At 65.0% G+C, this 18732-nt stretch carries 19 protein-coding genes; 7 read left to right on the forward strand and 12 right to left on the reverse strand.

Annotated elements, in window-relative coordinates:
* Nucleotide 1: 1 nt before the first annotated feature.
* Complete coding sequence (gene bcsS / locus AC1DNE_RS03390; protein ID WP_441471676.1) at nucleotides 2-733, reverse strand: cellulose biosynthesis protein BcsS; 732 nt, start codon at nucleotides 731-733, stop codon at nucleotides 2-4.
* A gap of 158 nt (nucleotides 734-891) precedes the next feature.
* Here bcsS and AC1DNE_RS03395 point away from each other — a divergent pair, with 158 nt between their 5' ends.
* On the forward strand, nucleotides 892-1161 hold the full coding sequence (locus tag AC1DNE_RS03395) for an usg protein (protein ID WP_441471677.1): 270 nt from the start codon (nucleotides 892-894) through the stop codon (nucleotides 1159-1161).
* Between the two features lie 121 nt (nucleotides 1162-1282).
* A complete protein-coding gene (locus AC1DNE_RS03400) occupies nucleotides 1283-1882 on the forward strand; it encodes an exopolysaccharide biosynthesis protein (RefSeq protein ID WP_441471806.1) in 600 nt (199 codons plus the stop codon).
* Between the two features lie 9 nt (nucleotides 1883-1891).
* Here the strand turns inward: AC1DNE_RS03400 and AC1DNE_RS03405 are convergent, their stop codons facing one another.
* From AC1DNE_RS03405 to map, 8 genes are all read right to left on the reverse strand, one after another.
* Nucleotides 1892-4117, reverse strand: a complete 2226-nt coding sequence (locus AC1DNE_RS03405) for a putative bifunctional diguanylate cyclase/phosphodiesterase (RefSeq protein WP_476803943.1) — start codon at nucleotides 4115-4117, stop codon at nucleotides 1892-1894.
* A 72-nt stretch (nucleotides 4118-4189) separates the two neighbouring features.
* Nucleotides 4190-4939: a proteasome-type protease gene (locus AC1DNE_RS03410; protein ID WP_441471679.1), complete on the reverse strand. Its 750-nt coding sequence runs from the start codon at nucleotides 4937-4939 to the stop codon at nucleotides 4190-4192.
* A 42-nt stretch (nucleotides 4940-4981) separates the two neighbouring features.
* Nucleotides 4982-5809 carry a transglutaminase family protein gene (locus AC1DNE_RS03415; protein WP_441471680.1) on the reverse strand — a complete coding sequence of 276 codons (828 nt, stop codon included), beginning with the start codon at nucleotides 5807-5809 and terminating at the stop codon, nucleotides 4982-4984.
* Between the two features lie 64 nt (nucleotides 5810-5873).
* Nucleotides 5874-6815 carry an alpha-E domain-containing protein gene (locus AC1DNE_RS03420; protein WP_441471681.1) on the reverse strand — a complete coding sequence of 314 codons (942 nt, stop codon included), beginning with the start codon at nucleotides 6813-6815 and terminating at the stop codon, nucleotides 5874-5876.
* A gap of 73 nt (nucleotides 6816-6888) precedes the next feature.
* Nucleotides 6889-8304, reverse strand: a complete 1416-nt coding sequence (locus tag AC1DNE_RS03425) for a circularly permuted type 2 ATP-grasp protein (protein ID WP_441471682.1) — start codon at nucleotides 8302-8304, stop codon at nucleotides 6889-6891.
* A 203-nt stretch (nucleotides 8305-8507) separates the two neighbouring features.
* Nucleotides 8508-8879, reverse strand: a complete 372-nt coding sequence (locus tag AC1DNE_RS03430) for a DUF488 domain-containing protein (RefSeq protein ID WP_441471683.1) — start codon at nucleotides 8877-8879, stop codon at nucleotides 8508-8510.
* Nucleotides 8880-8911: 32 nt separating this feature from the next.
* A complete protein-coding gene (radC, locus tag AC1DNE_RS03435; protein WP_441471684.1) occupies nucleotides 8912-9664 on the reverse strand; it encodes a RadC family protein in 753 nt (250 codons plus the stop codon).
* Nucleotides 9661-10485 (reverse strand): type I methionyl aminopeptidase, encoded by an 825-nt coding sequence (gene map, locus AC1DNE_RS03440; protein ID WP_441471685.1) that lies wholly within the window; start codon nucleotides 10483-10485, stop codon nucleotides 9661-9663. Before map ends, radC begins: the two co-directional genes overlap by 4 nt.
* Nucleotides 10486-10705: 220 nt before the next feature.
* Here map and AC1DNE_RS03445 point away from each other — a divergent pair, with 220 nt between their 5' ends.
* The 5 genes from AC1DNE_RS03445 (at nucleotide 10706) to gpt (ending at nucleotide 16544) form a co-directional block, all read left to right on the forward strand.
* Nucleotides 10706-11887 (forward strand): HD-GYP domain-containing protein, encoded by a 1182-nt coding sequence (locus AC1DNE_RS03445; protein WP_441471686.1) that lies wholly within the window; start codon nucleotides 10706-10708, stop codon nucleotides 11885-11887.
* A 65-nt stretch (nucleotides 11888-11952) separates the two neighbouring features.
* A complete protein-coding gene (locus tag AC1DNE_RS03450; RefSeq protein WP_441471687.1) occupies nucleotides 11953-12807 on the forward strand; it encodes an FkbM family methyltransferase in 855 nt (284 codons plus the stop codon).
* 201 nt (nucleotides 12808-13008) lie between these two features.
* Nucleotides 13009-13779: a competence/damage-inducible protein A gene (locus tag AC1DNE_RS03455; RefSeq protein ID WP_441471688.1), complete on the forward strand. Its 771-nt coding sequence runs from the start codon at nucleotides 13009-13011 to the stop codon at nucleotides 13777-13779.
* Between the two features lie 324 nt (nucleotides 13780-14103).
* The gene (locus AC1DNE_RS03460; RefSeq protein ID WP_476765895.1) at nucleotides 14104-15912 is read left to right on the forward strand and encodes a methyl-accepting chemotaxis protein; all 1809 of its coding nucleotides are present in this window, start codon (nucleotides 14104-14106) and stop codon (nucleotides 15910-15912) included.
* A 122-nt stretch (nucleotides 15913-16034) separates the two neighbouring features.
* Nucleotides 16035-16544 carry a xanthine phosphoribosyltransferase gene (gpt, locus tag AC1DNE_RS03465; RefSeq protein WP_441471690.1) on the forward strand — a complete coding sequence of 170 codons (510 nt, stop codon included), beginning with the start codon at nucleotides 16035-16037 and terminating at the stop codon, nucleotides 16542-16544.
* 16 nt (nucleotides 16545-16560) lie between these two features.
* Here gpt and AC1DNE_RS03470 read toward each other — a convergent pair whose 3' ends face one another.
* The 3 genes from AC1DNE_RS03470 to AC1DNE_RS03480 all read right to left on the reverse strand — a co-directional run bounded on the left by AC1DNE_RS03470 (nucleotide 16561) and on the right by AC1DNE_RS03480 (nucleotide 18629).
* The gene (locus tag AC1DNE_RS03470; RefSeq protein ID WP_441471691.1) at nucleotides 16561-17454 is read right to left on the reverse strand and encodes a DMT family transporter; all 894 of its coding nucleotides are present in this window, start codon (nucleotides 17452-17454) and stop codon (nucleotides 16561-16563) included.
* Nucleotides 17455-17568: 114 nt separating this feature from the next.
* Nucleotides 17569-18012, reverse strand: coding sequence for a DUF1330 domain-containing protein (locus AC1DNE_RS03475; RefSeq protein ID WP_441471692.1), 444 nt, complete (start codon nucleotides 18010-18012; stop codon nucleotides 17569-17571).
* Nucleotides 18009-18629 carry a DUF2239 family protein gene (locus tag AC1DNE_RS03480; RefSeq protein WP_441471693.1) on the reverse strand — a complete coding sequence of 207 codons (621 nt, stop codon included), beginning with the start codon at nucleotides 18627-18629 and terminating at the stop codon, nucleotides 18009-18011. Before AC1DNE_RS03480 ends, AC1DNE_RS03475 begins: the two co-directional genes overlap by 4 nt.
* Nucleotides 18630-18732: the final 103 nt, after the last annotated feature.

The raw sequence follows: 18732 nt of genomic DNA on the forward strand, positions 1-18732 counted from the left end.
GTCAAAGGAGCCAGTGCAGGCTCAGCGAGCCATAGGCGTTCGAAGGCCGGTCGCTTGTTCTCTGCCAGCCGCCGGACAGGCGCCATTCCAGATTGAGGAATCGCAGGCCCGTGAGGTGAAGCCCGAGCCGCAGCTTGCGATAGTCTTGCTCGCGATAGGCCTCGACTTCGGGGCCGACATAGAACCCGGTCGGCATCTGCCAGCCGGGTGCAAGCCGCCCCCAGAGCCGATGATTGACCGAGGAAACATAGGCATTGGCCTGCAGCATCATGCCATCGGCAGGCATTGCCCAGAGATCGGCCTGGAGCCGCGCGCCGTAGCGCGTCGTGATCATCGATGGACCGAAGGTTTCGACGCTCTGCTCGCTTTCGACGTCGGAGCCGGCATAAAGCGCGAAAAAGCTGTCGCCAATGCGCCATTCATAGCCCAGCAGCGCCTGTGACTCGGCCTTGTAGGTGGTGCCATGCGGTGGCTGGCGCCGCGTCTGTTCCTGCGAGCCCCCGGCTTTGAGGAAGAGCCTGAAGCCACTTTCGGCAAGCCCGCCGCCGAGCGCCCGTTTCGTGCCGACCGATGCGAAGGTTTTTGTCGGCCCTGCTTCCATCGAGCCGAATATCACCACCGAGACGGGGGAACGCTCTTCCGAGGCCTCCTCCGCACAAGGCAGATCGACAGGAGCGGCTGTCACGACAAGCACCAGCCCGGCCCGCTTGGCCTTGCCCCAGCCATACGCCACGCACACCCCCCGATAACGCGATGTCGCGGGCGCCGACCCACGTACCGGTTGAGATTGCAGCAGGTTGGCATTAAAATTGCAAGGGTTTGTTAACCAACCGGGAGCAGCCTCGACATATCCGGCAAAGCTTTCATTCCGTTTCAGGAGAGGAGGTGGCGATGGTCTCGGCAGACTTCATCAAGCAGCTGGAAGGCTACGGGCTGACAACGGCGACGATCCTCTATCGTATGCCGGATCACCTCCACGTCCTGCAGACCTATATCTGGCAGCAATACGACCTGGCGCCTCGCTTTCCGGTGCTTCAGGAATTTCTCGCCTTCTGGCGGCGCGAGCTCGATGGACCGCTTCATTCGGTCACCGTCGCGCATTCACGCCTGATCCGGCCGGCCGAAATCCGCAACCTGAACGGCGTGCTGACGCTGCACTGAGCAGGCCGCCCTTGGGGTGGCCTTGAGCGCCGGGCATTGAACGCCTGCGCGGGGCGTGCTTGTTGGGCGGCGGTCGGCCATGCTAGGCGGGCGCTTCCGCTTCGGCACGGCCTTTGTTCCCTTGTCATCTTCCCTGCGCACCTCCGGACTTCTCACGGCTCTCGCCGGACTGCCCGGGGAACGGATTGCGGTCGGTACGATCGTCGCCGCACTTCAGGACCGGGCCTACGCCCTGCTCGTCGTGCTGCTCGGCCTGCCGAACTGCCTTCCGATGCCGCCGCCGATCCCGTTGGTCTGCGGTCTGGTCCTCGCCTTCATTGCCCTGCAGATGCTGATGGGCCGGCGGATGCCGTGGCTTCCGCAGGCGCTGCTTACCCGCAGCATCGGCAAGCCCGAGCTCAATCGCGCTGTGCAGCGGGCGCTTCCAGCGCTGGTCCGGCTCGAACGCTTCTCCAAGCCGCGCCTGACGATGCTGGGCAGCCCCTACGCGGTCCCGATACTGGGACTTCTGATACTGGTCCTGGCGCTGGGTCTGATCGTCGCAGCGCCGTTCATCGGCCAGATACCGCTCGGCCTCGCCGTCTGTCTGGTCGGACTCGGCCTCGTCGAGCGCGACGGGGTGCTGATCATCATCGGGGCGGTCTTCGGTGCGGCGGGGCTGCTGCTCAGCGCCGGTTTCGCCTACGCGATCTTCAGCGGCATCCACGAGCTGCTGTTCTGAAGACGGATTTCAGGCGGCAACGAGGACTTCAGCAAAAGGGTTGTTGAGATCCAGCAGCCGGTCGATTTCGTTGGCGGGCACAGCCTTCGAGAACAGGAAGCCCTGGAGCTCATGGCAGCCGATTGCCTGCAGGAAGCGATGCTGCTCGGCCGTCTCGACGCCTTCAGCACAGACGCGCAGGCCAAGTGCGCGGCCGAGATGCGCCATGGAGTGAACCAGAATCGCGGATTCGCCGGTCGCTTCCATGTATTCGAGGAAGGAGCGGTCGATCTTGATCTTGTCGAAGGCGAAGCGCCGCAGATAGATCAAGCTCGAATAGCCGGTGCCGAAATCGTCGAGCGCCAGGCCGACGCCATGAGCGCGGATATCCATCATCGCGGTCTCGGCCGCATCGGCATCCTCGATCAGCACGCCTTCGGTGAGCTCGAGCTCCAGCTGTGCCGGATCGAAATCGGTCTCCTCGATGATGCGGATGACGTTGGCGACGAAGTCCTTGTGGCGGAACTGGATCGGCGAGACGTTGACGGCGAGCCGGACGCCCGACCAGCGCCTGGCTTCCGTGCAGGCGCGCCGCAGCACCCATTCGCTCAGCGGCACGATCAGGCCACGTTCCTCGGCGATGGCGATGAAGTCCGATGGCGGGATCATGCCATGCACCGGGTGCGGCCAGCGCACCAGCGCCTCGACCCCGACGATGGTGGAGCCGTCGACCGAGACCTGCGGCTGGTAGTGCAGCGTCAGCTCGTCATTCTCGATGGCGCGGCGCAGATCATCCTCGACCATCCGCTTGAGCTGCAGCGACCGGTTCATCTGCGTTTCGAAGAAAGCAAACCGATTCCGGCCGTTGTTCTTGGACTGGTAGAGCGCCGTATCTGCCAGCTTCAGCAGCATCTCGCGGTCCTTGCCGTCGCGCGGGCCCATCGCGATGCCGATCGAGCAGCCGATCGTGACCTCGATGCCCATGACGAGGAAGGGCTCGGTAAGGCGCGCAAGGATGCGTTCCGCCAGCGCGGTGCAGCGGGCGGGCGTGGCCTGCGTCTGAATGATGCCGAACTCGTCACCCCCGATGCGCGCGACCGTGCCTTCGGCCGGTGTGGCGCTTGCGAGCCGCGTGGCGACCTGCCGGATCAGCTCGTCGCCCGCAGTATGGCCATAGGTGTCGTTGACCGCCTTGAAGCGATCGAGGTCGATCAGCATCACCGCAAGGCTTTGGCCGTCCTGCTGCATATCGGCGAGGGTCTGGTCGAGAGTCAGGTCGAAGCTGCGCCGGTTCGGCAGGAGCGAGAGCTCGTCCTGGCCGGCGAGACGCTGGATCTGGCGCTCGCGCAGTTCGATCTGCCCGGCGGCTGCGCGCAGGCGCTGAACGACGAAAATGAAGATCGCCGAAAACAGCAATGCCACTGCGATCAGGGCCCAGAGGAACCGGTGCAGCATGACGTCGCCGGGGCGAGCCGGTGTCCAGCTCAGCCAGCCGGAGACCGCCCCGTCGGGAGCCCGCAATGCCAACCCGTTAAGCGCGTCGCTAGGCTGCGCGGCGACCAGGCGGATGTCGGCAATGCGATAGCGGTTGGAGAGCTCAGCCAGCAGGCCTGTCGATATGTGCCGGTAGGCAAGCAGGAAGAGCGCTTCCGGCGTGCTCGCGGCGTTGAACGGCATGACGCGTGAAAGGTCGACGACCGTCAGCATCAGGGTTTCGTCCCCGTCCCGGACAATCGTCGAACGCGTGGCTCCGAACTGTGGAAGGATCTCCTCGCCGACGGCGGCGGAAACCGGAGATTTTTTCGCACCGTGCAGCAACATCTCGAGATGGCGCAGCCCTTCCGCACCCGCCCGGCCCAGCTGCGTGTCCGTCTCGATGCCGGCCAGCACGATGCCGCGCGCGGACGCGATATAGGCCCCGTCGAAATCGGCGAACTGACCGCGCAGGCGTTTGAAGGCCGCCTGAAGCGCGGGCTTGGGATCATCCCCCTCCAAGGCATCCGGCAGCTCGCCGGTCGCGGTCAGGCCCTGCAGGCGCAGTTCATTGGCCTTGATCTGGGCGTTGAAGGCGGCCTCGATCCGTTCCGCCTGGCGTTGCACTTCGAGACGATTGGCCTCGCGGGTGATCGCGATGACGACGCCGATGCCGGCTGCCATCAGGAGCAGGAACGCGCAGCCGAGAGTCACCACCGTGCTCGCGAACATACGAGCGGAGGCCCCCGCATTCGTCATCTTCGCGGCAAACGGTTGCAGCATTCGTTATCCAAGGCAGGTCGTTGGCGCGATCTAAAGCCGAAATTATTGATATCCCGTTGCAGTTCGATAGCATCAGGATTCGGAGGGGAGGTAAGGCGGGCGCGGGATCGCCATGTGGGCCGCCCGCAAGGCGGCGGACCAGCGCTCGCGCAGGTCGTGGAAATAGGGCTCCCCAGCCTCGATCCGCCGGTTGAGTTCGAGATCGTCGGCATCGCGCCGCATGACGAGCAGGTCGATCGGCAAGCCGACGCCGAGATTGGAACGCATCGTCGAATCCATCGAGATCAATCCGACCTTGAGGGCATCGTAGAGATGCGTCTTGAAGGTCACGGCACGGTCCAGAATCGGCTTGCCGTATTTGTGCTCGCCGATCTGGAGGAAGGGCGCGTCCACACCGCATTCGATGAAGTTGCCGGCGCCATAAATCATGAAGAGCCGCATAGGCTGCCCCTTGATCTGGCCACCGAACAACATTGAGATGTCGAACTTGACCCGCGCTTCCTCCAGGGCGGTGCCGTCGATCTCGCGGATATGGCGAATGCAGCGCCCAACGAGCTGCGCGGCCCGGAACATCGAGCTCACATTCTGCAGGGTGTCGACCTCGCCGGTTTCCGGATTGGGCAGGCCTTCGTGCAGGAAGCTCACGACCGACTGGGTGATCGAGAGGTTGCCGGCGGTCATCAGACCGAAGTTCCGGTCGCCCGGCCACGAGAACACGTGGAGCTTGCGGAAGGTCGAGATGTCGTCGAGCCCCGCATTGGTGCGGGTATCGGCGATCATGACGAGGCCATCCTGCACGAGGATTCCGGCGCAGTAGGTCACGGGGCTTGTCCTTGCATCTGCGGCACTCCCGGGGAGGCGCGATCACTGGTTGGCGAAACGGCCCTCGGCCTCGCGGGCGCTGACGAGCACGTTGAGGTTTTCGCCCTCGCCGCCCTGACGCGAGCCGCGGACCGGCGCAGCATCGGCGAAGTCGAGCCCCACTGCCACGCGAACATGCGTATCGATCGGGCACAGGCCGTTGGCGCAGTCGAACCCGATCCAGCCATAGTCGTCCAGATGAACCTCCGCCCAGGCATGGGCGCCATTGCCGTGTGGCAGGCCGTCTGAGTGCGCGACATAGCCCGAGACGTAGCGGGCGGGCATGCCGAGATGCCGGGCGCAGGCCATGAAGACATGGGCAATATCCTGCGCGATCGCCTCCTGCTCGGCAAAGGCCGCGATCGCGCCGACGCCGCTGCGGCCGCTGGCATCGATGCAATTCATCCTGTCGCCGACGGCAGCCATGAGAGCATGCATCTGCGACAGCGGCGTGGCGGCGCCCGCCGTCACCTCGTCCGCAAAGCTGCGGAGCGCTTCGTCCTGTCCGGTCAGCAAGGTCTCGCGTCGATAGACATCGCAGGGAACCCGTTCGAGGCCGCCGCGAACCACACCGGCGAGATCGATCGTCTCGATCAACCCGTCAATGCGAATGCCGAGCGAAGAGATCGGGCCTTCGGCGTAGAAGCTATGGACGATGTTGCCGTGCGCATCCTGCGTCGCGCGCAAACGGCCGTCGACGCTCGGCTCGATGCGCCAGGACATCACATGCTGGCCGTCATGGTCGCGCGGCGTCAGGCGCAGGATCTGCGTGATGTGGCGCGCCGGCTCGGCGTAGTCGTAGCTGATCGTGTGGGAAATCCTGATCCGCATGATCCAATCCGAGCGGGTTACCGCAGCCGCGTTTTTGCGGCGAGCCTGAACGCGAGCAAGCCTTTCATTGCAGATACTGCTCGAAAATGGTGTTGCCGAGGCGATTGTTCTCCGTGATGAACTCCTCGATGAACTCGTGCAGCCCATGATCGAAGACATCGTCGATCCGGGTGTTGCTGAGGCCCGCCAGCGTCTTGCGCGCCTGGCGCTGGGCCGCGCCCTGCCGGCCATAGGCGTCGCCGAGATGGTCGAGGAAGCGCGAGATGTTCTCGTAGCAGGCGGCGAGCGAGCGGGGCATGCGGCGGTTCAGGATAAGCAGATCGGCGATCAGGATCGGCTTCACCGCCTCGCGATAGACCCAGTGATAAGCAGTCAGCGCGGAAACCTCGCGCAGCACTGTCGTCCACTGGAAGTAGTCGAGCGAGCCGCCGACCTGTTCGTTGGCCGGCAGCAGCATATGGTACTTCACGTCGAGGATACGAGCGGTGTTGTCGGCGCGCTCGATATAGACGCCCAGCCGCGAGAACCAGTAGCTGTCGTCGCGCAGCATGGTGCGGTAGGCCGAGCCATCGAAGACCAGCGAGACGTTCTTCACCCAGTCGAGAAAGCGGGCGAATTCCTCGCGATCCATGCGCTTCTTCTCGAAGCGCTGCAGTTCCAGCCAGGCGCCGTTCAGCGCATCCCACATCTCCGAGGTCAGCGCCGTGCGCACCGCTCGCGCATTGGAGCGCGCCTGGGCGAGGCAGTTGCGGATCGAGGAGGGGTTGTCGGGATTGAAGGTCAGGAAATCGCAGACATTGCGCTCGTTCGCTTCGCCATAGGCCCGGGCGAAGGTGTCCTCGCAGCCGGCGGTCAAGACCGCGCTCTGCCATTCCGTGCCGGCGCCGCCATAGGTCGAGGGCAGGTTGGTGAGGCGGGTGGTCGCGTCGAGGATGCGGGCGAGATATTCGGCCCGCTCGACATAGCGGGAAACCCAGTAGAGGCTGTCGGCAGTACGCGAAAGCATGATCAGCGAGAGCCTTTCCGCAGCAGGGCAGTCGGTTGCGGGGACATGATGGCGTGGCGTGAGGCTGCGTCCGTCATGCGTCGAGCACCCAGGTGTCCTTGGTGCCGCCGCCCTGGCTCGAATTGACGACGAGCGAGCCTTCCTTGAGTGCGACGCGGGTCAGCCCGCCGGGCACGCAGGAGATGCCGTTGGCGCCGGAAAGCACATAGGGACGCAGGTCGACATGGCGCGGCGCCACGCCCGAGGCAACGAAGGTCGGGCAGGTCGAGAGCGCCAGCGTCGGCTGCGCGATGAAGCCCTCGGGCTGGGCCTTGAGCTTGCGCCGGAATGTCTCGATCTGCGCCTTGTTGGCGTGCGGGCCGACGAGCATCCCGTAACCGCCGGAGCCGTTGACCTCCTTGACGACGAGCTTCTCGAGATTGTCGAGGACGTAGGCGTTGGCTTCCGGCTCGCGGCAGCGGAAGGTCGGGACGTTCTTCAGGATCGGCTCCTCGCCGGTGAAGAACTTCACGATCTCCGGCATGTAGCTGTAGACCGCCTTGTCGTCGGCGACGCCGGTACCCACCGCGTTGGCCAGCGTGACGTTGCCGGCCTTGTAGGCGCCGATGATGCCCGGCACGCCCAGAATCGAGTCGCTGCGGAAGACGAGCGGATCGATGAAATCGTCGTCGATACGCCGGTAGATCACGTCGACGCGCTTCGGCCCCTGCGTCGTGCGCATGTAGACGACGTCGTCCTTGACCAGCAGGTCCGAGCCCTCGACCAGCTCGACGCCGAGCTTGTCGGCGAGGAAGGAGTGCTCGTAGAAGGCCGAATTGTACTGGCCGGGCGTCAGGAGGCAGATCGTCGGGTCGGAGGGGGCGCTGCGCGGTGCGACCGAGCGCAGCGTCGCCAGCAACTGGTCCGGATAATTATCGACCGGCGCGACGCGATGCGTGGCGAAGAGCTCGGGGAAGAGCCTGAGCATCACCTCCCGGTTCTCCATCATGTAGGAGACGCCGGAGGGCGTGCGCGCATTGTCCTCGAGGACGTAGAAGGTATCCGCGTCGACCCGCACCACATCGATGCCTGCGACGTGGCAGTAGATGCCGTGAGGCACCTTGAAATCGACCATTTCGAGTTGGTAGCAGGCGTTCCGGTAGACCAGATCCGGCGGAATGATGCCGGCCTTCAGGCATTCCTTCGGCCCGTAGACATCGGCAAGGAACATGTTGAGCGCGGTGACACGCTGGCGCAGGCCCTTCTCCAGCTTGGTCCATTCCGGCTTGGTCAGGACGCGCGGGATGATGTCGAAGGGGATCAGCCGTTCGGTCGATTCGGCGTCGCCATAGACGGCGAAGGTAATGCCGATGCGGCGGAAGAACAGTTCGGCCTGGCTACGCCTCAAGGCGAGGGTTTCCGGCGGGGCCTCCTTCAGCCAGCGGTCGAGAGCTTCGTAGGCGGGCCGCAGCTCCGTGCCCGAGCCGGTCATTTCATCGAATGCGACCATGCTGCCCTCTTCCCCTTTTCGGCCAGCCTATGCGCATTCGCTGGCGTTCGGGAAGAGGGGGGAGAGGCCGCCAATTGGTCGGGTCTGCCTAATTCATGAGCAAGATTGCGTGAGGTGTTCGCGCAACCGAGCGGAAATACGCGAAGATGAAATCGCGCCGACGGCGGGCACTTCTGCCGCCAAGCCTCGCGGCGAGGGCGCTTCTAGGCGGTTTTAGTCGAAATGGATCGTTCCTGCAGCCAGAGCCTCAAGGCTTCGGCATTGTTCCGATGCTCGTCCTTCGCAGCGTAAAGCAAGGTCACCGGGCCTTCCTTCAGCTTCTCGTCCAGCGTGGCAACGGCCGCCTGCGCCGGCGCTGTGCCGAGTTCGGCAGCATAGGCTGCGCGAAACTCATCCCAGCGGTCGGGGTGGCCGTGGAATTCGTGCCGCAAGGTGTCGCTGGGCGCGATCTCCTTGAGCCAGAGGTCGATCCTGTCCTTGGCGATGCCGCGCGGCCACAACCGATCGACCAGGATTCGCATGCCATCGCTGGGGGCCGGCGAATCGTAGACACGTTTCACTGTCAGCTGCGACATGTGCTCTGCCTCCCGTGGAGGTGGTGTGCGGCTCAGATCAGGCCGAGGCTGCGGAAGCTCGCATGGCCGTCGCGGCCGACGATGATGTGGTCGTGGATGGCGATGCCGAGTGGCTTGGCGATATCGACGAGCTCGCGCGTCATCCGCATGTCGGCCCCCGAGGGCGTCGGGTCCCCGGACGGGTGGTTGTGCACGAGGATGATCGCCGAAGCCGAGAGTTCCAGCGCCCGGCGCATGACCTCGCGCGGATAGACCGGCGTGTGATCGACCGTGCCGGTCTGCTGCACCTCGTCGGCGATCAGTGCGTTCTTCTTGTCGAGGAAGAGGATGCGGAACTGCTCGCGTTCCGCGAAGGCCATCGCCATGCGGCAATAATCGAGCACCGAGGACCAGGAGGACAGGACGGGCCGCTTGGAGACCGCGCCCTTGGCCATGCGCTTCAGCGCGGCTTCGACGATCTTGAGATCGAGCGCCACGCCCTCGCCGACGCCCTTCACCTCGGTGAGACGCGAGGCCGGCGCGGCCAGCACCTCGGCGAAGGAGCCGAAGCGCTGGATCAGCTCCTTGGCGAGCGGCTTGATGTCGCGCTGCGGGATGGAACGAAACAGCAGCAGCTCCAGCAGCTCATAATCGGGCAGCGCGTCGGCCCCGCCTTCCTGGAAGCGGGCGCGCAGCCGCTCGCGGTGGCCGTGATAATGCGGCGCCGGCGCTTGCGGGGCAGGGGCTTCGGCAAAGACGTCAGGCGAGGGTGCCTTGCGTGGTCCCTTGCCGACGCCGGCGCTCATTTTGCGGCGAGCGGATTGTCGAGGCCGGCCGGCGAGAGCGTGAAGATCTCGCAGCCCGTCTCGGTGACGCCGATCTGATGCTCGAACTGGGCGGAGAGCGAGCGGTCGCGCGTCACCGCAGTCCAGCCATCCGAAAGCACCTTCACCCCCGGTTTGCCGAGATTGATCATCGGCTCGATGGTGAAGACCATGCCCGGCTTGAGCTCGATGCCTTCGCCGGGGCTGCCGTAATGCAGGATGTTCGGCGCGTCATGGAAGAGCTGGCCGATGCCGTGGCCGCAGAAGTCACGCACCACCGAGCAGCGCTCGGCCTCGGCATAGCGCTGGATGGCGAAGCCGATGTCGCCGGTCGTGGCGCCGGCGCGCACGGCCTTGATGCCGCGCAGCAAGCTCTCATAAGTGATCTCGATCAGCCGCTCGGCCTTCCGCGAGATCTCGCCGACGCCGTACATGCGGCTCGAATCGCCGTGCCAGCCATCGACGATCAGCGTGTAGTCGATGTTGAGGATGTCGCCTTCGCGCAGCGGCTTGTCGTCGGGAATGCCGTGGCAGACGACGTGGTTGATCGAGGTGCAGATCGACTTGGTGTAGCCGCGATAGAACAAGGTTGCCGGGTAGGCGCCGTTGTCCATGGCGAACTGGAAGGCGAGATCGTCGAGGCGCTGGGTGGTGACGCCCGGCTTGACATAAGAGCCGAGCATGTCGAGCCCCTCCGCCGTCAGGCGCCCGGCCTTGTGCATGGCCGCGAAGGCTTCGGGGCCATGAATTTTGATGGCGGGCTCGCGCGAACGCGAGCGGCCGATGGTGTCTTCGAATGTCATCGCGCGCGGAAAACTCCTCCCCCCATATCTATTGCGTTTGGTGGGAGGCGCAAGCCGGTTGAATGCGGGAGGCATGCGGGTGCGGGCATGCAGCTTCCGTGATGCCGTAAGGTTCGTGGCGCGCGAATGATTGTTGCTTCGGGATTTGCGGGATTGTAACTTTTTTGAGGCAATTCGTCGCCGCACCCTCGATTCGACCGGCTCGCTTCCCTTTGGACACATGCAAGCGTCTGTTTCCAGCCTGGCCGCCGATACTCCCGACCCGACGCTCAGCGCGCTCGATGCCTTGGTCGTCGATCTCGCAATGGCCCGCGGCCTCGACGAGGTCATGGCCGTGGTGCGCCGCAACGCGCGGGGGCTGACCGGCGCGGACGGCATCAGCTTCGTCCTGCGTGAGAACGGCCGTTGCTACTATGCCGACGAGGACGCCGTTACGCCGCTCTGGAAAGGCCAGCGTTTTCCGATGGAGGCCTGCATTTCCGGCTGGGCCATGCGGCACGGCGAGATCGTCGTCATCGAGGACATCTACGCGGACGACCGCGTTCCCCATGCCGCCTATCGTCCGACCTTCGTGCGCAGCCTGGTCATGGTGCCGGTGAGGCAGGACGACCCGGTCGCCGCGATCGGTGCCTACTGGGCCCGCCGTCATCGTCCCCAGCCCGAGGTGATCCGGGCCCTGAGGCGGATCGCCAACAGCGCGGCCGTCGCCATGACGAACATCGCGCTGGTGAATTCGCTCTCGGCCGCGCTGGAGGAAGCGGAGCGGGCGAAGGATGCCATCATCCTGGCCATGGCGTCGCTCGCGGAGACGCGCGACAACGAGACGGCCAATCATGTCCGCCGCACCCAGCATTATCTGCGAGCGCTTGCGGAGGGCGCCCGGGAGCGAGGCCTCTTCTCCGAGGAACTGGACGACGCGGCCCTGGACCTGCTGTTCAAGTCGGCTCCGCTGCACGACATCGGCAAGGTCGGCATTCCCGACAGCATCCTGCTGAAGCCCGGAAAGCTCGACGAGGAAGAGCGGGCCGTGATGCAAACCCATGCCGAGCTCGGACGTGTCGCCATCGCCAATGCCGAGCGCCATCTGGGCGGATCGAGCTCCTTTCTCCGGCTCGCCAAGGAAATCGCCTATACGCATCATGAGCGCTGGGACGGGGCCGGCTATCCGCAAGGTCTTGCCGGCCAGGCCATTCCGCTGGCGGGGCGGCTGATGGCGATTGCCGACGTCTACGACGCTCTTGTCACGGAGCGGGTCTACAAGGCGGCGATGACGCATGACGAGGCGGTCGCCGTGATCCTGAGCGAACGTGGGCGGCAGTTCGATCCCCGGCTCGTCGATGTCTTCATCGAGATCGCGCCCCTGTTCGGCGAGATCCATTCGCGTTTCGCCGACGCGCGGTGACGTCAGGCGATTGTGTATCCTGACGACTGGCGTCCCGGCGCCGCGAGGTGTATCAGGCTGGCCCGATGGCCACCATGATCGATCAATCCGCTGGCGAGGAGCGGCCTTACGGCGCCTTTGCCCCGAAAGCCTTCGTCGCACGCATCATCGCCTGGACACGCGCGACCACCAACAGCTTCCTGGGGCGCAAGCTCGCCCTTGCGCTGCGCAGCATCGCCGTGCGCGCGCTCGACGGTACCCCGGTCGACATCGAGGCGCTCGGCGCCAGGATGCGGCTCCATCCGAACGGCAATATCTGCGAGAAGCGCGTGCTGTTCACGCCGCAGAGTTTCGACGTGTCGGAGCGCGAGATGCTGACGGCGCGGCTGCGCGAAGGCTTCACCTTCATCGATGTCGGCGCGAATGTCGGCGCCTATTCCTTGTTCGTGGCGGCGCAGGCGGGGCGCGGCGCGCGCATCCTCGCGGTCGAGCCGCAGCCGGATATTTTCGCGCGGCTCGCTTTCAACATCGCGCAGAACCCGTTCGGCACGATCAAGGCGGTGGCCTGCGCTCTGGCCGACAAGCCGGGCGAGCTGACCCTGTTCATCGATCAGGCCAATCGCGGCGAGTCGAGCGTCCGTATCATCAATTCGAGCGCGGGAACCGCGCTGAAGGTGCCGGCGATGACCCTGCTCGCTCTGGTCCAGGGCGAGGGCTATGAGCGGATCGACGCGATCAAGCTCGATGTCGAGGGCGCCGAGGACATCATTCTCGAGCCTTTCCTGCGCGATGCGCCGGAGGCGCTCTGGCCGAGCTTCATCATCATCGAGGATTCGCGCCAGCGCTGGCAGAGCGACCTCGTCGGGCTGCTGACGCGCAGCGGTTACGAACTCGTTTCGCAGACGCGGCTCAATCTCGCCTTCGAGCGCAAGCGCGCCTGAACCGGCGCGTCCGTGCCGCGCAGGGGCGCGTCTGCGGAGCTGCTTGAGCACCGCGCAAATATGCCATAGACCACCGCGCGTCCCGCCGGACGCGGCGGTGGTATTCTATCTATCTGTTATCGCATCGCATTTTTCCGAAAAGTCGATTCCACTTTTCGGCCTGATGCTATAGCTCTTGTGCTGCAAGCCAGGAGCGCCGCCATGACCGCCAGTGAAGCCAGTTCCTCCGCCGCCATCGTGACGGCCGCGATCCTGGTGATCGGCGACGAGATCCTGTCGGGGCGCACGAAGGACAAGAACATCGGCTATATCGCCGAGTACCTCACCAATATCGGCATCGAGTTGCGCGAGGTCCGGGTGGTGCCGGACGTCACCGAGGAGATCGTCGCGGCGCTCAACGCCCTGCGGAACCGCTACAGCTATGTCTTCACCACCGGCGGTATCGGGCCGACCCATGACGACATCACGGCCGATTCGGTCGCGGCCGCCTTTGGCGTCGACATCGACTACGATCCGCGCGCGGTCGCGATGCTGTCGGAGCGCTTCTCGCCGGCCGAGCTCAACGAGGCGCGCATGCGGATGGCCCGCATTCCCGCCGGTGCCGAACTGATCGCCAATGCCATCTCAAAGGCGCCGGGCTTCAATATCGGGAATGTCTATGTGATGGCTGGCGTTCCGGCGATCATGCAAGCCATGCTCGATGTCGTGGCACCGACGCTGCGGACCGGGACCAAGATCCTCTCCGACACCGTCCGCGCCGGTCTCCGCGAGGGCGATATAGGCGGCCCGCTGGCGGAGATCGCTAGGGCTCATCCGGCGGTCTCGATCGGCTCCTATCCGTTTTGGTCGGACACCGGGCCGGACACGAACATCGTCGTGCGGTCGCGCGAAGCAGACAAGCTCCAGGCTGCCATGGGCGATGTGAAGGCTATGATTGCTTTCGAAAATCAAAGTAGGAAAGACGATAAATAAGTGTTTCGGCCTTTGCGGCTAGGGCGCGATTCAACTCTTGTTTTCTGCTCCAAAACGATGCGGAATAGGGTAATGGCCTGTCTTCTTATTGTTTTGTAGCAGTATTTTATACGTGAATATTTCTTTATTTTATGTCTTATGGCATATTGAACTACATATACATCATTCATCAATCAGTTGACGCCATGATCCCCCAGTAGCCGAAAAGAATTCGGCTCTTGTCGCTACGTTTTCGCGTGGCGGGCGTTCGATGACGGCTTTCATGACGGCGCTGGCCCGAGACGAAGCCTGATGCGCGGGGCCGCGCCAAAAGGGGGGATATTGATGTCGCTCTTTTCCGGCCTATTCTCGAACAAGCATACCGCGGGCCAGCTTGAGGCGATCAACCGATCGCAAGCGGTCATCGAATTCGATATCGACGGGAAAATACTGGACGCAAACGCAAATTTTCTCGCTACGATGGGTTACACGCTGGCCGAAATCAAAGGTCAGCACCACAGCATGTTCGTGACGCCGGAAGAAAAGATCAGCGCGAGCTACCAGCAGTTCTGGGTCGATCTTGGGCGAGGCGAATTTTCGCGTGGGCAATACCTTCGCGTCGGCAAGGGCGGCAAGGAAGTCTGGATCCAGGCGAGCTACAATCCGATCATGGGCGCCGGCGGCAAGCCGATCGGGGTGATCAAATACGCTTTCGATGTCACCGAACAGAAGAACCGCCTTGCCGATCTCGAAGGGCAGCGCGCCGCAATCGACAAGGCGCAGGCCGTGATCGAGTTCGATCTCTCCGGCAAGATCCTGCACGCGAACGAGAACTTCCTGAGCGTTCTCGGCTATGAACTTGCGGATATCGTCGGCCACCACCACAGGATGTTCGTCGATCCCGCAGAGCGCGAATCATCGACCTACCGCGCCTTCTGGGAGCGGCTGGGACGCGGCGAATACGACGCCGGGCAGTACCGGCGCATCGGCAAGGGCGGCAAGGAGATCTGGATCCAGGCGAGCTACAACCCGATCCTCGATGCGCAGGGACGGCCCTACAAGGTCGTGAAGTTCGCCAGCGACATCACCGCGACCTTCAAGGGCAAGCAGCTCGAAGCTGCCGTGAAGGAGACGAGCGAGGTCATCGCGCTCGCCAAGAACAAGGATCTGACCGGCCGCGTGCCGCTCGACGGCAAGAGCGGGGAAGTCGCTACGCTCTGCAACGGGGTCAACGATCTGCTCGATACGCTGGCGGAGGTGGTCGGCTCGGTCCGCGACATCTCAGGACGCATCGATGGCGCCTCGCTGAAGATCACTTCCGACAGCCAGCAGCTGGCGGAGCGAACGGAGGCCAATGCCGCCAGTTTGCAGCAGACGGCGGCGACGACGGAAGAGCTTGCGGCTTCGGTCAAGCACAGCGCCGGCAATTCGAAAATGGCGGTGCAGCTCGGCAATGATGCGAGCGCAGTTGCCGCGCGCGGCGGCGCCATCGTCACGCAGGCGGTGGAGGCGATGGGGCGGATCGAGAAGGCCTCGTCCGGCATCTCCGAGATCATCTCGATGATCGACGAGATCGCCTTCCAGACCAATCTGCTGGCGCTCAATGCCGCGGTCGAGGCTGCCCGGGCCGGCGAGGCAGGACGCGGCTTCGCCGTGGTTGCGACCGAGGTGCGTGCGCTGGCTGCCCGCTGCAGCGAATCCGCCAACGGCGTCAAGGCGTTGATCGCGAATTCCGCGCAACAGATTCAAGCGGGTGTCGGCCTCGTCAAGGATGCCGGCACGACATTGCACGAGATCGTGGATGCGGCCTCGAAAGTCGCCTCGACCGTCAGCGAGATCTCGCAGGCAACGACCGAGCAGGCCAACGGCATCGACGAGATGGCCCGCACGGTCGCGCATATGGACGAGATCACGCAGCAGAACTCGCTCCTTGCCGAACAGAGCGCCCGGGTTGCCCGCGACCTCCAGCTGGAAACCGAGCAATTGAGCACGATGGCGGCGTCTTTCAGGCTTGGAAGCGAGCATTCCAGGCCGGCGCTACAGCCCATCCGCGCTGCGGCACCGGCGCTGCGCGCCGTGCCGTCGGCGGTGTCCATCCCCCGTGGCCGGAGAGTGGCGTCCGGCGGCGGAGCGGATGGCTGGGCCGAATTCTGAGGCGCAATCGCCGGCTCGGCTGGGGATGTTCGGCGCGTGCCTCTTGTCAGGCGCGCGCCGATAGGCTTTTCGGACTTAAAACCGGCGCGTCCTGCGCCGCCACCAGCCCGGAGCGCGACGCCATGGCCGAACCGTCCTCGAACAAGGCTTTCCCGGTTTCCTGGGATCAGTTCCACCGCGATGCCCGCGCGCTCGCCTGGCGCCTCGCCGAAAAGGGACCCTTCGAGGCGATGGTCTGCATCACCCGCGGCGGTCTGGTGCCGGCGGCGATCATCTGCCGCGAGCTGGGCCTGCGCATGATCGAGACGGTCTGCGTCGCGAGCTATCACGATTACCGCAACCAGTCCGAACTCAGGGTGCTCAAGGACATCGCGCCGAACATCAAGGCGATCGGCGACGGCAAGGGCAAGGGCGTGCTGGTCGTCGACGACCTGACCGACACCGGCAAGACGGCCCGCGTCGTGCGCGAAATGCTGCCGAACGCGCATTTCGCCACGGTTTATGCCAAGCCGGCCGGCGTGCCGACGGTCGACACCTTCGTCACCGAGGTCAGCCAGGACACCTGGATCTACTTCCCCTGGGATATGGCTCTCACCTATGTCGAGCCGATCGCCAAGGGGCATCAGGGCTGAGAAGACGCTCGCCCGCTCAGCCGACGGAGGGTGAGCGGAAGGCGATCAGCATACCCGTCACCACCACGGCCATGCCGACGAGCTCCGTCGGCGTGGGGGTTTCCGCCAGCAGCAGGGCGCTGGCGGTAGCGGTCGCGATCGGCACGAGCGGCAGGAACAGCGTTGCCTTCGCCGCGCCGAGCGTCGCCACCGTGCGGGCGTAGAGATAGAGCGCGACCACCCCGACGAGCACGCCCTGATAGAGCGCCTGCAGCAGCAGTTCGGCGAAGGGTGCCCGCGCCATGTGAATGGGTAGCACCAGCGCGACGATCACCAGCAGCGGCACCGAGAGCAGGCACGAGGCGGCGGTGACCTCGAGCGAGCTCACGCCCCAGCGCCTGGCCAGCAACCCGAAGATCGACCACAGGCAGGCGATCAGCACGAAGAGCAGATCGCCGATCCAGGCGTCCGGCCGCGACGGCGTCACCGCCAGCGCGTCCCGTGAGAAGATGCCGATGCCGATGACGAGAATCCCGAGGCCGATCAGCCGCATCCGCCCGGCGCGCTCGCCGGTGACGAGGAAGACCAGCAGGGCGGTGAATACCGGGATCAGGCCGGGCGAGATGATCGATGAATGCAGGGCCGGCGCGAAATGGGCGCCTCCAACGAGGATCAGGCTGTAGAGCGGGCCGATCAGCAGGGCCATGACCCAGGCCCGCGGCCAGCCGAGCGAACCGACCGGGAAGGGGCGCATGTTCTTCAGCGCCCAGGGCAGCAGCACGGCTCCGGCCGAGACGAAGCGCAGGATCGTGACGTCGGCAGGGGTTAGGTCGATCAGCATGGCGTGCCGCGAGACCACGGCCTGCACCCCCCAGATCATCGAGGTCAGCAGCCCGCAGAGGATGCCGAGCCATTGCGCGCGGGTGGTCATGTCGAGGCGGCCTTGTGAGATCCGGGCGGGGCGCGGCGAGCGCAGTGCCGCCGCTATGCCGTTGGGCGCAAGGCCCGGCAATGGCGCTGAGCGCAGCCCGCCCCGGCGTGCCGCCTATGCCGCGCGGTTGCCGCCTGCCGCCGGCGGCGTCAGGACCAGCGGCAGCAGGCGCGAATCTTCGATGGCGGCCAGGCGGTGCCCGTAGCCGGCGAGGTAAGCCTCGTGGCTGGCGAAGGCGAGGAAGTTCTGCACGGAGGATTGCCTGACCAGCATGGCGCGATCCCACCGCTCGGCTTCCGGGCCGATGAAGAACGGACCGCCTTCGCCGATGAAGAGCAGAGAACCGCCGCTGGCCTCCAGATAGGGCAGGGTGTGGGCGACGTAGTGCTCGAAGGCCTGCGCGCCGCTGATCGGTTCGTCCGGCGCCAGCTGCGGCGTGGCGGAGTAGTCGGCAATTTCCCGCAATCGCAGGAGATTGAGCATCACGACGTCGCCGGCGATGTTGCGCTTGAAGAGGTCGCGGCCGGATTCCCAGCTCGGAGCGAGATAGGCCGTCACGGGCGCGGCTCCGGATCGGCCGAACCTGCAAGCAGCTTTTGCGCGTAGGCGCGGATATCGGCGGGCCAGGACCGGCTGTGGGTGGCGAAACCTTCGCCGTCGCTGGCGAAGAGGGCGCGCGAGGCTTCCTCGAAGCCCTCGCGGTTGCCCGCCATGGCGGAGATGAAGGCATAGGCGGCAGCTTGCGCGGCGCGGGCGCGGCTGCGCCCGCCATTGTTCTTGCGCGCTTCGTCGACGAGGCGCCGCAGGACCTGGGAAGCGCCGCCGGGCTGCAGAGCGAGCCAGTCCCAATGCCGCGGCAGCAGTGTGACCTCGCGCGCGACGACGCCGAGCTTGGGCCGGCCCCGCCCGCGCGGCGCTTCGGCACCGCCTGTTTCCGAAGCGGTGTTCGAGGCCTTGTCTGGTTGAGGCGCAAGCCGTGCGACGATCTCCGCATCGCTGCCGCGCAAATCGAGGTCGACGACCTTTCCGCTTGCGTCGTCGAAGACGAGGATCGCTGCTGCTGCATCGGCTGCCAGCGCCGCCTTCACGGCGAGCGCGACGTCGGGCAGCGCCCCCCCGGCGATACGGGTGGCGTCATGGAAGGCGGTGCAGTGCATGGGCAGGCTGGTGGACATCTGTTCTCCTCGACGGAGGGTTTATTATCCGGGTAGTTTTGTCCGCGCAATATGATCCGGGTAAAATTTATCCGAGTCGGCGATACCGTTCCGGCTTGCGGCT

This window comes from Allobosea sp. 05L423 (genome assembly GCF_056397745.1).